The sequence below is a fragment of the Streptomyces sp. NBC_00162 genome, from assembly GCF_024611995.1.
GTDB lineage: Bacteria > Actinomycetota > Actinomycetes > Streptomycetales > Streptomycetaceae > Streptomyces.
In genome coordinates this window covers 3,938,791-3,952,642 of record NZ_CP102509.1, presented here as the reverse complement: position 1 = coordinate 3,952,642, position 13,852 = coordinate 3,938,791, and the positions used below count along the sequence as shown (strand labels likewise).

General features: G+C 71.1%; 13 protein-coding genes. 5 read left to right on the top strand and 8 right to left on the bottom strand.

The genetic code is table 11. The annotated features are described in order from the left end of the window. Positions 1–5 precede the first annotated feature (5 nt). The 3 genes from JIW86_RS18320 to fahA form a co-directional block, all read right to left on the bottom strand. Positions 6–233, bottom strand: a complete 228-nt coding sequence (locus JIW86_RS18320) for a 4Fe-4S dicluster domain-containing protein (RefSeq protein WP_257554858.1) — start codon at positions 231–233, stop codon at positions 6–8. A 33-nt stretch (positions 234–266) separates the two neighbouring features. Further along, positions 267–1,037: a GntR family transcriptional regulator gene (locus tag JIW86_RS18315; protein WP_257554857.1), complete on the bottom strand. Its 771-nt coding sequence runs from the start codon at positions 1,035–1,037 to the stop codon at positions 267–269. A gap of 139 nt (positions 1,038–1,176) precedes the next feature. After that, a complete protein-coding gene (fahA, locus tag JIW86_RS18310; RefSeq protein ID WP_215145649.1) occupies positions 1,177–2,400 on the bottom strand; it encodes a fumarylacetoacetase in 1,224 nt (407 codons plus the stop codon). 142 nt (positions 2,401–2,542) lie between these two features. On the opposite strand from fahA, the gene JIW86_RS18305 reads away from it, so the two are divergent. Further along, positions 2,543–3,349, top strand: coding sequence for an HAD family hydrolase (locus tag JIW86_RS18305; RefSeq protein WP_215145647.1), 807 nt, complete (start codon positions 2,543–2,545; stop codon positions 3,347–3,349). A gap of 24 nt (positions 3,350–3,373) precedes the next feature. On the opposite strand, the gene JIW86_RS18300 is transcribed toward JIW86_RS18305, so the two are convergent. Next, on the bottom strand, positions 3,374–5,410 hold the full coding sequence (locus JIW86_RS18300; RefSeq protein ID WP_257554856.1) for a CocE/NonD family hydrolase: 2,037 nt from the start codon (positions 5,408–5,410) through the stop codon (positions 3,374–3,376). 23 nt (positions 5,411–5,433) lie between these two features. Beyond that, positions 5,434–6,951 (bottom strand): peptide MFS transporter, encoded by a 1,518-nt coding sequence (locus JIW86_RS18295; RefSeq protein WP_257554855.1) that lies wholly within the window; start codon positions 6,949–6,951, stop codon positions 5,434–5,436. Between the two features lie 190 nt (positions 6,952–7,141). Between JIW86_RS18295 and JIW86_RS18290 the strand changes: the two genes are divergently transcribed. The 4 genes from JIW86_RS18290 to JIW86_RS18275 all read left to right on the top strand — a co-directional run bounded on the left by JIW86_RS18290 (position 7,142) and on the right by JIW86_RS18275 (position 10,282). Next, entirely contained in the window at positions 7,142–8,152 is a 1,011-nt protein-coding gene (locus tag JIW86_RS18290) for a polyprenyl synthetase family protein (protein ID WP_215145641.1), read from the top strand. A gap of 233 nt (positions 8,153–8,385) precedes the next feature. Next, positions 8,386–9,576 carry a LolA family protein gene (locus JIW86_RS18285; RefSeq protein WP_257554853.1) on the top strand — a complete coding sequence of 397 codons (1,191 nt, stop codon included), beginning with the start codon at positions 8,386–8,388 and terminating at the stop codon, positions 9,574–9,576. A gap of 107 nt (positions 9,577–9,683) precedes the next feature. Further along, on the top strand, positions 9,684–9,887 hold the full coding sequence (locus JIW86_RS18280) for a ribbon-helix-helix domain-containing protein (RefSeq protein ID WP_229337077.1): 204 nt from the start codon (positions 9,684–9,686) through the stop codon (positions 9,885–9,887). Next, positions 9,884–10,282, top strand: a complete 399-nt coding sequence (locus JIW86_RS18275) for a hypothetical protein (RefSeq protein ID WP_251064845.1) — start codon at positions 9,884–9,886, stop codon at positions 10,280–10,282. The genes JIW86_RS18280 and JIW86_RS18275 overlap by 4 nt, the downstream gene beginning before the upstream one ends. 11 nt (positions 10,283–10,293) lie before the next feature. On the opposite strand, the gene JIW86_RS18270 is transcribed toward JIW86_RS18275, so the two are convergent. From JIW86_RS18270 to JIW86_RS18260, 3 genes are all read right to left on the bottom strand, one after another. Beyond that, a complete protein-coding gene (locus JIW86_RS18270; protein WP_257554851.1) occupies positions 10,294–11,610 on the bottom strand; it encodes a M28 family metallopeptidase in 1,317 nt (438 codons plus the stop codon). 215 nt (positions 11,611–11,825) lie between these two features. Next, on the bottom strand, positions 11,826–12,800 hold the full coding sequence (gene rarD / locus JIW86_RS18265; protein ID WP_215145637.1) for an EamA family transporter RarD: 975 nt from the start codon (positions 12,798–12,800) through the stop codon (positions 11,826–11,828). A gap of 124 nt (positions 12,801–12,924) precedes the next feature. After that, positions 12,925–13,779 carry an SDR family oxidoreductase gene (locus JIW86_RS18260; RefSeq protein WP_257554850.1) on the bottom strand — a complete coding sequence of 285 codons (855 nt, stop codon included), beginning with the start codon at positions 13,777–13,779 and terminating at the stop codon, positions 12,925–12,927. Positions 13,780–13,852 lie beyond the last annotated feature (73 nt).

Sequence of the window (13,852 nt, the reverse complement as noted above, 5' to 3'; positions counted from 1 at the left end):
GCCTTTCACCGGAGCAGGTAGGGCATGTTGACGGTGACCGCGCCGGTGGGACAGCGGGCGGCGCACGGGCCGCAGTACCAGCACTCGTCGACGTGCATGTACGCCTTGCCGTTGTCCTCGCGGATCGCGAGCGAGTCGAGCGGACACATGTCGACGCAGAGGGTGCAGCCTTCGATGCACAGGGACTCGTCGATGGTCACGGGCACGTCGCCGCGCTGGGGGACCAGAGGCATGGCTGTCTCCAGGAAGGTGGGTACGCAAGGGGGTCAGAGGGAGCGGCGCAGCAGGCCGCTCATGGTGATCCGGTCGCCGCGGAAGCGGATGAACTCCAGGTCCACGGGCCGGCCGTCGCCCAGGTGGGTGAGGCGCTCCAGCATCAGGACGGCGGCCCCGCGCGGGGCCTGCAGGACGGCGGCCGAGTGCGCGTCGGCGTTGACGGCCTCGAGGGTGATCTCGGCGTGGCCGAGCGGCTGTCCGGTGAGCTGTTCCAGGAGCCGGAAGACGTCCGTGTTCTCCAGGTCGCAGCCCAGCAGTCCGGCGCCGACGTCCATCGGGACGTAGGTGAGGTCGAGGGAGAGCGGCAGCCCGTTCAGGCGGCGCAGCCGTTCGATGTAGAGCACGTCGGCGTGCTCGGGCAGGCGGAGGCGGCCGGCGACGGGGGCGGGGGCGCGCACGGCGCCGACCGTGCGGACCTCGTTGCTCACCCGGCCGTGCTCGTGCAGGGTTTCGGCCAGGCCCTGGAGGCGGTCCAGGCCGTGCCGGTACTTCTCGCACACGACGACGGTTCCGACGCCCGGCCGGCGCTCCACGAGCTGCTCGCCGCGCAGCAGGTCGAGGGCCTGGCGGACGGTGTTGCGGCCGGCGCCGTAGTCGGCGGCGAGGGTGTCCTCCAGGGGGAGGACACCGCCGGGATAGCCGCCCGCCAGGATCTGGTGGCGCAGCAGGTCGGCGAGCTGGCGCGCCTGGTCCGCGCGCAGGCGCCGGCGGCGCGCGGCGGCGACCGGGACGGTGTGCGTGGCGGTGCGTTCGGCTGGCATGGCAGGGAACGTACCGGCGCTCCGGCGGGCGTGGTGTTGCCGCAGTGTTGCGCCACCGGGCGGAGCTCTTACGAGGCTGTGACCTGCGGGTTCGACGGGGTGGCGGAAAGATCCGCCACCCCGCCGACCGAATACCGGACTAGCGCGATCCCACGATGCGGCCGGTGACCTCGCCGAGGCCCACCCGGGTGCCGTCGGCGCCGGGCGCCCAGGCGGTGAGGGTGACGGTGTCCCCGTCCTCCAGGAAGGTGCGCTTGCCGTCGGCGAGTTCGATCGCGTCGCGCCCGTTCCAGGTCAGCTCCAGCAGCGAGCCGCGCTGGCCGGTCTCGGGGCCGCTGACGGTGCCGGAGCCGTACACGTCGCCGGTGCGCAGCGAGGCGCCGTTGACGGTCATGTGCGCGAGCTGCTGGGCGGCGGTCCAGTACATCGACGCGAACGGCGGCTGCGCCACCTCCTGCCCGTTGATGGAGACGGTGATGCGCAGGTCGAAGCCGCCGGGGCGGTCGCCGGCGGCGTCGTCCAGGTAGGGCAGGAGCGGGAAGTCCCGGGCGGGCGGGGCGACACGGGCCGCGTCCAGGGCCTCCAGCGGTGTCACCCAGGCGGAGACGGAGGTGGCGAAGGACTTGCCGAGGAAGGGGCCGAGCGGCACGTACTCCCAGGCCTGGATGTCCCGCGCCGACCAGTCGTTGAGGAGGAAGAGCCCGAAGACGTGGTCCTCGAACTCGCCCAGCGCCACGGGGCGGCCCAGCTCGGAGGGGGTGCCGACGACGAAGCCGACCTCGGCCTCGATGTCGAGCTTGACGGACGGGCCGAAGACGGGCGCCGGGTCGGTGGGGGCCTTGCGCTGCCCGGAGGGCCGTACGACGTCGGTGCCCGAGACGACGATCGTTCCCGACCGGCCGTGGTAACCGATGGGCAGGTGCTTCCAGTTGGGGGTCAGCGCGTCACCGTCGGGCCGGAAGATCTTCCCGACGTTGGTGGCGTGGTGCTCGCTCGCGTAGAAGTCGACGTAGTCGGCGACCTCGTACGGGAGGTGCAGCGTCACGGCGTCGAGCGGCGTGAGGTGCGGCTCGACGGTGGGGCGGTGGCCGGGGTCGGTGACCCAGGCGGTCAGCGCGCGGCGCACGTCGCGCCAGGTGGTGCGCCCGGCGGCCAGCAGCGGGTTGAGCGAGGACTGCCCGAGCAGCCCGGCGTACGGGGAGCCGAGTGCGGCCGCGGCCGCCCCCGCGTCGAGCACGTGTCCGCCGATCCGCACACCGATCCGGCGACGGCCTTCCGAGGCGGTCGAGAAGACGCCGTAGGGGAGGTTGTGCGGCCCGAACGGGTCGCCCTCGGGAACATCGAGGGGGCTCTGCTGGGGCATGGGGTACTGCCTCGCTTTCGACGCGGTCCGGGGGTGTCCCGGGGGATGGGTTGACACGTTACGTGGCCGGTGGGGCCTGCGGGAGACCGGATTGGGGCGCTATTTGTAGGACTTGTCCAACGGGGTCCGTATCCTTGGCGCCGTGACTTCCGCCCTCCCCTATGCCTTGATCGCCACTGACCTGGACGGGACTCTGCTGTGCGCCGGGGACTTCGTCTCCGCCCGCTCGTACGCGGCGCTCGCGACGGCGCGCGCCGCGGGCGCCCAGCACATCATCGTCACCGGCCGCCCCGTCCCGCAGGTCCGGCACGTCCTGGACGGCCTCGGTTACGAGGGGCTCGCGGTGTGCGGGCAGGGCGCGCAGGTGTACGACGCGGCGCGCGGGCGCTTGCTGCACTCCGTGTCCATGGACCGGGGGCTGGCCGAGGTGGCCCTCGGCAAGATCGAGGCGGAGATCGGCGAGGTCTACGCGGCGGTCAACCAGGAGGGCGTCGACGCGGAGATGCTGATAGGGCCGGGCTACCGGATGTGGCATCCGCACCTTCCGACGGTCCGGGTGCCGCGGCGGTCGGACCTGTGGTCGGCCCCGATCAACAAGGTGCTGCTCCAGCACCCCCGGCTGGACGACGACGAGCTGACCCAGGTGGCGCGGTCGGTGGTCGGCGACCTGGTCAACGTCACCATGGCGGGGGAGCACACGGTGGAGCTCCAGCCGCCGGGCGTCGACAAGGCCAGTGGGCTCGCGCGGGCGGCGGAGGTCCTCGGCCTGGCCGCCTCGGCGACGATCGCCTTCGGTGACATGCCGAACGACGTCCCGATGTTCGCGTGGTCGGCCCACGGGGTGGCCATGGCCAACGCCCACCGCGAACTGGTCGCCGTCGCCGACGAGATCACCCTCTCGAACGAGGCAGACGGCATCGCGGTGGTCCTGGAACGGCTCTTCGGCTAACCGCCCTGGCGCCCTGCAGGGCGGTCAACCCGCCGCGCGCGGAAGCCGGCGTTCCCACGTGCGGTGGAAGACCACCTCGTCACCCTCCCGGCACACGACCTCGTTCGACGTCAGGAACCCGCCCTCGTCGCACGAGATCTCCGACCGGGTCTCGACCCGCGCGTCCCAGCCCCGTTCCGGCCGGTGGAGCCGGATCCGCCAGTCCGAGCGGGTCCGGGCCGACAGCGGGTCCGCGTCCTGGATCTCGTACACCTCCAGCGCGTCCTCGCTGAACTCCAGGCCGTCCGGGTACACCCGCGTGCCCCCGTACCGGGGATCCACCTCCAGCCGCCAGGTCCCCCGCGCGACGTCCCGTACGACCAGCCGTTCCGGCCGCGGCTCGTCCAGCGTGGCCGGAAACACCACCCCCAGCGGCTCCGCCTGCTCCGGGGCCTCGAAGAGGATCCCCTCGTCCGAGGCGGCCGGAGACGAGCCGGCCGGAGACGAGGCAGAGGACCCGGCCCGCACCGGCAGCGTCAGCGCGCTGCCCGCCGGGTCCAGGGTCCAGCCCGCCTCGGAGCCGGCCCGCGGCCAGATCCACGGCCAGTAGGCGGAGGAGACGGCGAGCCGGATGCGGTGCCCCGGCGCGAAGGCGTGGCCGATGCCGTTCAGCTCGAAGGTGACGTCCTCGTACGAGCCCACCGGCCACGGCACGGCCCGCTCCCGGCCCTGACGGGCGGACAGGTTCAGGGCGCCCCGCGTGACCAGCGTCGAGGAGCCGTCGGCGGCGACGTCGCAGAGCCGGGCCACCACCTGGCCGTACGGGACGTCCAGCCGGAGCCGCAGCGTCACCGACGGCCGCCCCAGGATCTCCACCGGCTCCCCGGCCGCCACCGGGAACTCGAAGCACGCCGACTTCGCGTCCTCCTCCCGCTGGTCCGGCGGCAGGTCGGCGTCGTTGCCGAACGGGAAGAAGCGGCCCGCGTCCAGCCCGGTGTGCTGCGGGGAGGCGACGGCCACCGGCGCGCCCTGGAACCCGTACGAGACCGGGACCACCGACGGCGAGGGCCAGGCCTTCTCCCCGACCCAGCGGCCCGGGAGTTCCCCGTACGAGGTCGCGGGCGGATGGGAGCCGCTGATCCAGGAGCGCAGCAGCGGCTCGTCCAGCACGCCGTTGTCCTCGCCCCGCAGCCAGTGGTCCCACCAGCGCAGGGTCTCCTGGAGGAAGCCGATGGACGGGCCCGGCGGCAGCCCGCGGTCCGGGTACTGGTGGGACCACGGGCCGATCAGGCCGCGCACCCGCGAGGACGGCAGCGCGGAGACCAGCCGCAGCACGGTGTCCCGGTACGGGTCGTGCCAGCCGCCCACCGCGAGGACCGCCGCGCCGATCGCGGAGTAGTCCTCGCAGACGCTGCCGTGGCGCCAGTAGGCGTCGCGGGTCTGGTGCGAGAGCCAGGTGTGGATCAGCGGTTCCACGGATTCCAGCCGCGAGAGCCACTGCTCCCGCCAGCCGTCGCCGACGAACTCCGGGTCCGGCGGCCGGGAGGCGAAGGCGAGCATGGTGGCCGCCCACGCGTGCATGTCCACGGCCAGCACGGAGCCGCCCATGTAGTGCACGTCGTTGTCGAACCGGTCGTCCGTCGAGCACACGGTGACGATCGCCTTCAGCGGCTCGGGGGCCAGGGCGGCGATCTGGAGGGAGTTGAAGCCGCCCCAGGAGATGCCGAACATCCCCACCGACCCCGTGCACCACGGCTGCTCCGCCAGCCATTCGATCACCGCGACCCCGTCGGCCAGCTCGCGCGCGTCGTACTCGTCGCCGGGACGGCCCCCGCTGCACCCGTGGCCGCGTACGTCCACGCGGACCGAGGCGTAGCCGTGCCCGGCGTACCAGGGGTGGCGCTGCCAGTCGCGGGGCGCCGTCCAGTCGGTGAGCCGGTACGGGAGGTACTCCAGCAGCGCCGGTACGGGCTCCTTCGTCACCGGGCGCCAGATCCGGGCGTAGAGCTCCACCCCGTCGGCCATCGGGATCCGGACGTCCTCGCGGGTGGTCTCGTACGGGAAATCGGTGCGGATGATCATCAGGTCTCAGTCCCCACATGGCCTCAGTGGACGGGGTGCATCGTGCGCCGCAGCCAGGGCGCGAGCGCCAGCACGGCCAGGCCCGCGGCCACCGCGATCCCGCCGTTGACGCCGAAGTACACGGGGTTGGACACCTCGCCGTAGAGCTTCACGACCTGTGCCTGGATGCCGTTGGCGAGCGCCAGGGAGAGGAACCAAAGCGCCATGGTCTGGCTCCCGAAGGCCTTCGGGGCGAGTTTGCTGGTGGCCGACATGCCCGAGGTCTCCAGCAGGACGTCGCCGAGTCCGAGCAGCAGGTAGGAGCCGACGATCCACCAGGCGGCCATCTGGTAGGTGTCCCCGCTGTGTCCCGAGGTCGGGACGACCATCAGCAGGAAGGACAGGCCGCCCAGGATCACACCGATGGCGATCTTGTTCGAGGCGTGCGGCTGGCGGTGGCCCATACGGGCCCACAGGGCGGCGACGACCGGCGCCAGGGCCACCTCGAAGGCGCCGAGCGCGGAGGCGTACCAGCTCGCGGGGAACTCGAAGCCGAGGATCGTGGTGCGGGCGTTGGTCGAGGCCAGCAGCATCATCGTCGAGTAGGCCTGGAAGAGGATGAAGTTGAAGGCGACCGAGGCCAGGAAGAGGACCACGTACGGGCGAAGCCGCCCGCGCTCCGCGGCCGTCACCCGGGGGCTGCGGAACATGACGGCGAAGTAGACGACCGGGGCGATCACCGAGACGAGGGTGAGCAGGTCGACGAAGCGGCCCATCGTCAGCCATCCGGCGACGGCCAGAAGGGTGGCGAGCGCGGCGAATACCAGACAGCCGCAGATGATCTTCGTCACGGCCGAGCGCATCGCGTCGGGCGCCAGCTCGTATTCGGCGGAATGCTTGCGTCCGGCCAGGTGGCGGCGGCCCAGGACGTACTGGATCAGGCCGGCGGTCATACCGATGGCGGCGGCGGAGAAGCCCCAGTGCCAGCCCTTGTGCTCGCCGAGCCAGCCGGTGATCAGCGGTCCGGCGAAGGCGCCGATGTTGATGGCCATGTAGTAGAGGGCGAAGCCGGCGTCGCGCCGGTCGTCGTCCGTCCGGTACAGCTTGCCGACCATGGTGGCCACGTTCGGCTTGAGCAGGCCGGTGCCCGCGCTGATCAGGCCGAGGCCCGCCCAGGTCATGCCTGCGGTCGGCACGGCCATGGCGTAGTGGCCGCAGGCGATGAGGATGCCGCCCCAGAGCACGGCGCGGTACGAACCGAGGATGCGGTCGGCGAGCCATCCGCCGGCGACGGAGACGAGGTAGACCATGGTCCCGTAGGCAGCCGAGACGGAGGCCGCGGTGCCCGGGTTCATCCCCAGTCCGCCGTTCGCCACCGTGTCGGCGAAGTAGAGGACGAGGATGGCCTGCATGCCCAGGAACGAGAAGCGCTCCCAGACCTCCAGTCCGGACAGCGTCGCCAGCCCCCGGGGGTGTCCGAGGAAGGCGTGGTCGTCGCGGGGTGGCGGCTGGTCAGCCTCCGGGTCCGCGGGTTCCTCTATATCGGTCGAAGTTCTGGACAAAACGTATTCTCCGGTTGATTCGGCTCCTCACGAACATACCGGTGTGCTTCGGGCGCTGCGCGGGTGGCGACCGGACAGGCGCTCTCGGTGATCGAAAACAGACCCGATACGCTGGGTTGAGTGATGGCAGCGACACATCGACAATCCAGGTGATCGTCAACGTGATCGTCAGCAGACAGGAGTACCCCTCGTGACCGTCGTCGGGCCGTTCGGACTGAGCGTGCGGGACCAGGCTCTTGAGACCGATGTCCAGGCCGGACTGGCCGCCGTCGAGGCGGGTCTGCTGGAAGCCACCAAGAGCGAAGTCCCCTTCATCACCGAGGCCGCACAGCATCTGGTGCGGGCCGGTGGCAAGCGTTTCCGCCCGCTGCTCGTGATGCTGGCGTCCCGGTTCGGCGATCCCTACGCACCCGGAATCGTGCCGTCCGCGGTGGTCGTGGAGCTCACGCACCTGGCGACCCTCTACCACGACGACGTCATGGACGAGGCCGACGTACGCCGTGGGGTGGAGAGCGCCAACACCCGCTGGGGCAACTCGGTTGCCGTCCTGACGGGTGACTTCCTGTTCGCCCGCGCCTCGCACATCCTGGCCGACCTCGGGCCGGAGGCCGTACGCATCCAGGCCGAGGCCTTCGAGCGGCTGGTGACGGGTCAGATCCTGGAGACGGCCGGCCCGCGCGACGGCCGTGACCCGGTCGCGCACTACCTCGACGTCATCGCGGGCAAGACCGGCTCGCTGATCGCCGTCTCCGGCCGCTTCGGCGCGCTGATGTCCGGCGCCGACGAGTCGGTCGTCGACATCCTGACCCAGTACGGCGAGCGGCTCGGCACCGCCTTCCAGCTCGCCGACGACGTCCTGGACATCGCCTCCGACGCGCACGAGTCCGGCAAGACCCCGGGCACCGACCTGCGCGAGGGCATCCCGACCCTGCCCGTGCTGCGGCTGCGCGAGATGGCCGCCCGCGACGGCAACCCGGACGACCTGGAACTCGTACGGCTCCTGGACGGCGACCTGACGGACGACGCCCGCCACGCCGAGGTGCTCACCCGGCTGCGGGCGCACCCCGCGCTGGAGCAGGCCCGCCGCGACACCATCCGCTACGCGGAGGACGCGCGGGCCACGCTCGCGCCGCTGCCGGAGTGCTTCGCGAAGTCGGCGCTGGAGGAGCTCTGCGACGCGGTGGTCCACCGGGCGGGCTAACGCCCTCGATGCGCCTGCAATACCGGAACGGGCTCTTCCGCCCCGTCGACCCCTACGGGTCGGGGCAGAAGGGCCCGTTCCGTGTCATCCCACGGTCGTACGCGCAGTTGCGTCCGGGGACTGACGCTTCCCGGCGGCCGTTTTGGTCAGATGGAGTCATCAAACCCCACCAGATCGGGTGAGCGCGGCGACACGGGGGTCGCCGCCGTCGACACAGAGGGCAGGGCACTGACATGGCAGCGAACACGAAGACTTCTCGCAAGGTCGCCCGGTACGCCGTACCGGTCGCGGTGGCAGGTGTGGCCGCGGCGACCGTCGCGATGGTCCCGGCCTTCGCCAACGCCGGCGGACCCGACCTTCCGAAGGTGACGGCGCAGCAGCTCATCGAGAAGATCGCCGCGTCGGACGTACAGGAGCTGTCGGGCACCGCCAAGATCAGCACCGACCTGGGCCTGCCGAAGATCGCCGGCGGCCTGCTCGGCGGCAGTGGCGTCGCGACCGGCTCCGCCGCTCCGGAGGACAAGGTCGCGCAGCTGGCGAACGGTACGCACACCTTCCGGGTCGCGGCCGACGGCCCGGACCGCCAGAGGCTGACCTTCCTGGACGGCAAGGACGAGTACAGCCTCATCCACAACGGCAACGACGTGTGGGGCTACGCCTCCAAGTCGAACGAGGTCTTCCACGACAAGAACGCCGGCACCGGGGACCAGAAGAAGACGGCCGACCGGCTCGGCGCCTCGCCCCAGCAGCTGGCCGAGGAGGTCCTGAAGGCCGCCGGCCCGACCACGGAGGTCGGTGTGGGCGACACGGCGCAGGTGGCCGGGCGGGACGCCTACCAGCTGGTGCTCAAGCCCAAGCAGGCCGGTTCCACGGTGGGCTCGGTCCAGATCGCGGTCGACGCCAAGAACGGCGTGCCGCTGCGCGTGCAGCTGCTGTCCTCCCAGGGCGGCAAGCCGATCGTGGACGCGGGCTTCACCAAGGTGGACTTCGCCAAGCCGGCCGCCGACACGTTCGCCTTCACCCCGCCGAAGAACGCCAAGGTGACCGAGGGGACGGACGGGGCCCACAAGGGGGAGAAGGGCAAAGAGTTCAAGGCGCTGGAGTCCTTCCCGGGCCTGGACGCCCTGACCGGCGGTGCGAACGGCAAGGGCGACGTGAAGGTCCTCGGCGAGGGCTGGGCCACGGTGGCGCAGATCAACACCGGGGCGGGCCAGAACCTGAAGGATCTGGAGAACGACAAGAACGCGCCGAAGGAGGCGAAGCAGTTCCTGAGCTCCCTCGGGGACAAGGTCTCCGGGAAGTTCGGCGAGGGCCGGTTCTTCTCCACCCGCCTGGTCAACGCCCTGATCACGGATGACGGCAAGGTCTACGTCGGCGCGGTCACCAAGGACCAGTTGGTGAAGACGGCGAACTCCGCCAAGTAGTCCGCCAGGCAATTCGAACGTCCGAAGGGTGGGCGGGGACTGTGTCCCTGCCCACCCTTCCGGCATTCCCGTCCTGCGTACAGCAGGGCCGCTGTACGGTGTTGAGCATGTCGAGACACGTCACCATCCGCCTGGACGAAGAGTTCCATGAACGCCTGAAGGCGCGCGCGGCGGCGCTGGGGACGACGGTCACCGCGCTGATCACCGAGGTCACGGAACGCGAACTCGACGAGGACCGGAAGAACTTCCTGTCCGGCATAGAGGAGTTCGCCGACCACTGGAGCTACTTCCAGGAGCGGTTCGGCAATTGAAGATCACCATGGAGTGGGCCTGGACCGCTCTGGCCCACCATCTCCCGTCCGATCCCGCCGTCTGGGACCCCTCCGGGGTGGCCGCCGCGGTCGCCCGGCACCAGAACGACCTCGTCCTGGTGCCCGAACAGCCCGCCCCGGACACCGCGTGGCGGGCCGCCGCGTTTCTGCACACCCTCGCGGTGTGCCCGGCGCTGGAATCCCCGATGAACGAGTTCTACGCCGCCGCCGCGACCCGCTCGTACCTGCGCGTGGCCGGGGCCAAGCAGCTGCCCTCGCCCGAAGTCCTGGGTGATCTGGTCGAGGCGGCGAAGCTGGGCCTCGCGGACATCGGGGCGGTGGCCGAGGAGCTGCGGGCCCGCATACAGGACCCGCAGCCCGCCTCGCGCGGCTAGGACCGGCAGCCCTAGAAGGTGATCTTCCAGCTGTTGATGTAGCCGACGTCCTGCGCGGCCACGTCCTTGACCTGGAGCTTCCAGATCCCGTTGGCCACCTCGGAGGAGGCGTTGACGGTGTAGGACTGGACGAGGTTGTCGGCGCTGCCACCGCTGCGGTTGTGCAGGTTGTAGACGGTGCCGTCGGGGGCGACCAGGTCGACCACCAGGTCACCGCGGTAGGTGTGGACGATGTTCACGTCCACCTTGGTGGTGGCCGGCGCGTTGCCCGTGACCCCGGAGACCGTGATCGGAGAGTTCACGGCGGCTGCCGGGGAGTCCGGGATGTTCACGTCCGCCGTGTTCTCGAAGGACGGGCCCGGCGGGACCGGGGTGGCCGCCCCGAGGTTCCAGATCGCGTAGGCGATGGCGTCGGCGTTGCGGTCCAGGGCGGTGTCGTTGATGTTCGCCGTGCTGTCGCAGGAGGAGTGGTAGCAGCGGTCGAAGGCCTGACCGGAGGTGCCGCCCCACTTCTGCGCCTGGGCCGCCGTCTTGGTGTAGTCGGCGCCGGAGAACAGGCCGCCGACCGGGATGCCCGCGCTCTTGAAGGGGGCGTGGTCGGAGCGGCCGTCGCCCTCGGTCTCGATCTCGGTGGGTATGCCGAGGCCGGCGTAGTAGTTCTTGAAGGTCTGCTCGATCGTCGGGTCGTCGTCGTAGACGAAGTAGCCCGGGTTCGGCGAGCCGATCATGTCGAAGTTCAGGTAGCCGGAGATCTTCGCCTTCTCGGCGGCCGGCAGGTTGTTGACGTAGTACTTCGAGCCGATCAGGCCCAGCTCCTCCGCGCCCCACCAGCCGAAGCGCAGGTGCTTCGTCGGCTGGAGACCGGCGCGGGAGACGGCGAGCGCGGTCTCCAGGACCGCCGCGCTGCCGGAGCCGTTGTCGTTGATGCCCGCGCCCGCGGTCACCGAGTCCAGGTGCGAGCCGGACATCAGGACCGAGTTCGGGTCACCGCCCGGCCAGTCGGCGATCAGGTTGTAGCCGGTGGCGCCGCTGGAGGTGAAGGTCTGCAGGGTGGTCGTGAACCCCGCCGCGTCGAGCTTGGCCTTCACGTAGTCGATCGAGGCCTTGTAGCCGGCCCGGCCGTGGGCGCGGTTGCCGCCGTTGTTGGCGGCGATGGTCGAGAGCTGCGAGAGGTGGGCCTTGACGTTGGCCAGCGGAATGTCGGGCGGCGTCGGCGCCGCGGCGACCGCCGTCGGTGCGGCCAGCGCGGCGGGAGTGGTGGCGGCGAACAGGCCGGCGACCGCGAAAGCGGTCACGGCGGCAAGGCGCCGGGAGACGGACAGGCTCATGTGGGGGCTCCGGGATTCCGCGGGGATGTGACGGAACGATGGGGATAGAGCAGGTGAGCGATAGTGCGTCTGTGCGAGCCCGATGGTCAGTGAGAGTGTGACAGTCCGTCAAGACCACAATTCGGTCAGGGCAGTTCGGAAAACGGACGATCCCCGCTACGGGGGTTCCGTAACGGGGATCGTGGGGGTCGGGTGCCCGCTGGTGCGGGCTCTGCTCAGGCCCTGCTCGGGCCCGGCGCGGGCTCCTGCGCGGGCTCGCGGGCCGGCACCGCGACGGTGGCCGCCGCCACGGCGAGCGCGGCCCGGGAGCGGCGCGCCCTGCGCAGTGCGTCCCAGGTCAGGAGCGCGAGCGCGGCCCACACCAGGGAGAATCCGGCCCAGCGCTCGGGCGGCATCGCCTCGTGGAAGTAGAGGACGCCGAGCCCGAACTGGAACACCGGGGCCATGTACTGGAGCAGTCCGAGGGTGGACAGCGGGACCCGGATCGCCGCCGCCCCGAAGAGCACCAGCGGGATCGCGGTGACGAGTCCGGTCGAGGCCAGCAGGAGCGAGTGTCCAGTGCCCTGCGAGGTGAAGGTGGACTGGCCCTGCGCACCCAGCCACAGCAGGTAGCCGAGGGCGGGCAGGAACAGTACGGCCGTCTCGGCGGTCAGCGACTCCAGCCCGCCCATGTTGAGCTTCTTCTTGATCAGCCCGTACGTCGCGAAGGAGCAGGCCAGGACCAGCGAGATCCACGGCGGCCGCCCGTAGCCGATGGCGAGCACCAGCACCGCGGCGAAGCTGATGCCGACCGCCACCCACTGCGCGCGGCGCAGCCGCTCACCGAGCACCAGTACGCCCATCGCGATGCTGACCAGCGGATTGATGAAGTAGCCGAGGCTCGCCTCGACGACGTGGCCGTTGTTGACGGACCAGATGTACAGGCCCCAGTTCACGGTGATCACCGAGGCGGCGAGCGTGGTCAGCCCGAGCTTGCGGGGCTCGCGCAGCAGCTCCCGTATCCAGCCCCAGCGGCGCAGCGCGAGCAGGGCCAGCCCGACCACGGCCAGGGACCACACCATGCGGTGGGCCAGGATCTCGATGGCGCCCGAGGGCTGGAGCAGCGGCCAGAAAAGGGGGACCAGCCCCCACATTCCATACGCGCCGAATCCGTAGAACAAACCCGCGCGCTGGTCGGTCTCTGCCTTCACGGGGCCTCCTGTACGACTTTCAGCCAACCTCACGACGGTAGCGCCGTACGGGCCAGATGTCATGCCCGTCAACACGAGATACTCATGACATCTGAGTGAAACCCCCGGAGGGCAGCGGCGGCGGTCAGGCCAGGGCGGCGGCGATCGCCTCCGACACCGGGGTCGTCGGCCGCCCGATCAGCCGGGCCAGGTCCCCGCTGGTCCCGGCCAGCCGGCCGCGCGCGATCGCCGCGTTCACGTCGACGATGATCGCGGCGAAGCCCTCGGGCACTCCGGCGCCGGTCAGGATCGCCAGGTGCTCGTGCGCCGGGACCCCGGAGTAGGCGATCTCCTTGCCGGTCTGCGCCGACAGCTCGGCCGCGTACTCCGTCAGGCTCCAGGCGGTGTCGCCGGAGAGCTCGTAGACCCGGTTCAGGTGGCCCTCCCCGGTGAGCACGGCGGCCGCGGCGGCCGCGTAGTCGGCCCGCGCCGCCGAGGCGATCCGGCCCTCGCCGGAGCTGGCGACGACGGCGCCGTGCTCCAGGACGGTGGGCAGCTCGCGCGTGTAGTTCTCGTGGTACCAGCCGTTGCGCAGGAAGGTGTACGGGATCCCGGACTCGAGGATGGCCTGCTCGGTGGCCGTGTGCTCGGCCGCCAGGTCGAAATCGGCCTCGGGGCCGCCGAGGATGCCGGTGTAGGCGAGCTGCGCCACGCCCGCCGCCTGTGCGGCCTTCAGTACGGCGGTGTGCTGGGCGACGCGGCGGCCGATCTCGTTGCCGGAGATCAGCAGCACGCGGTCGCCGGCCCGGAAGGCGTCGGCCAGGGCGGCCGGGTCGTCGTAGTCGGCGACGCGTACCTCGACCCCGCGTCCGGCCAGGTCGGCGGCCTTCTCCCGGTCGCGGACGACGACGGCGACGCGGTCGGCCGGGACCCGTTCCAGGAGCTCGTCGACGACGAGACGGCCGAGGGCTCCGGTGGCGGCGGTGACGACGATGCTCATGATTGCTCTCCTCGTGAGGTGGCGATAACACCACCCTACGGTAAGCGCTAACTTTTAGAAAGTATTCAGGGTC

Bases quoted from the DNA above. Each gene is read 5' to 3' on its own strand.
- JIW86_RS18300 (WP_257554856.1), bottom strand. From the start codon at position 5,410: ATGATCATCCGCACCGATTTCCCGTACGAGACCACCCGCGAGGACGTC.
- fahA (WP_215145649.1), bottom strand. From the start codon at position 2,400: ATGCCCCAGCAGAGCCCCCTCGATGTTCCCGAGGGCGACCCGTTCGGG.
- JIW86_RS18315 (WP_257554857.1), bottom strand. From the start codon at position 1,037: ATGCCAGCCGAACGCACCGCCACGCACACCGTCCCGGTCGCCGCCGCG.
- JIW86_RS18320 (WP_257554858.1), bottom strand. From the start codon at position 233: ATGCCTCTGGTCCCCCAGCGCGGCGACGTGCCCGTGACCATCGACGAG.
- JIW86_RS18260 (WP_257554850.1), bottom strand. From the start codon at position 13,779: ATGAGCATCGTCGTCACCGCCGCCACCGGAGCCCTCGGCCGTCTCGTC.
- JIW86_RS18270 (WP_257554851.1), bottom strand. From the start codon at position 11,610: ATGAGCCTGTCCGTCTCCCGGCGCCTTGCCGCCGTGACCGCTTTCGCG.
- JIW86_RS18280 (WP_229337077.1), top strand. From the start codon at position 9,684: ATGTCGAGACACGTCACCATCCGCCTGGACGAAGAGTTCCATGAACGC.
- JIW86_RS18285 (WP_257554853.1), top strand. From the start codon at position 8,386: ATGGCAGCGAACACGAAGACTTCTCGCAAGGTCGCCCGGTACGCCGTA.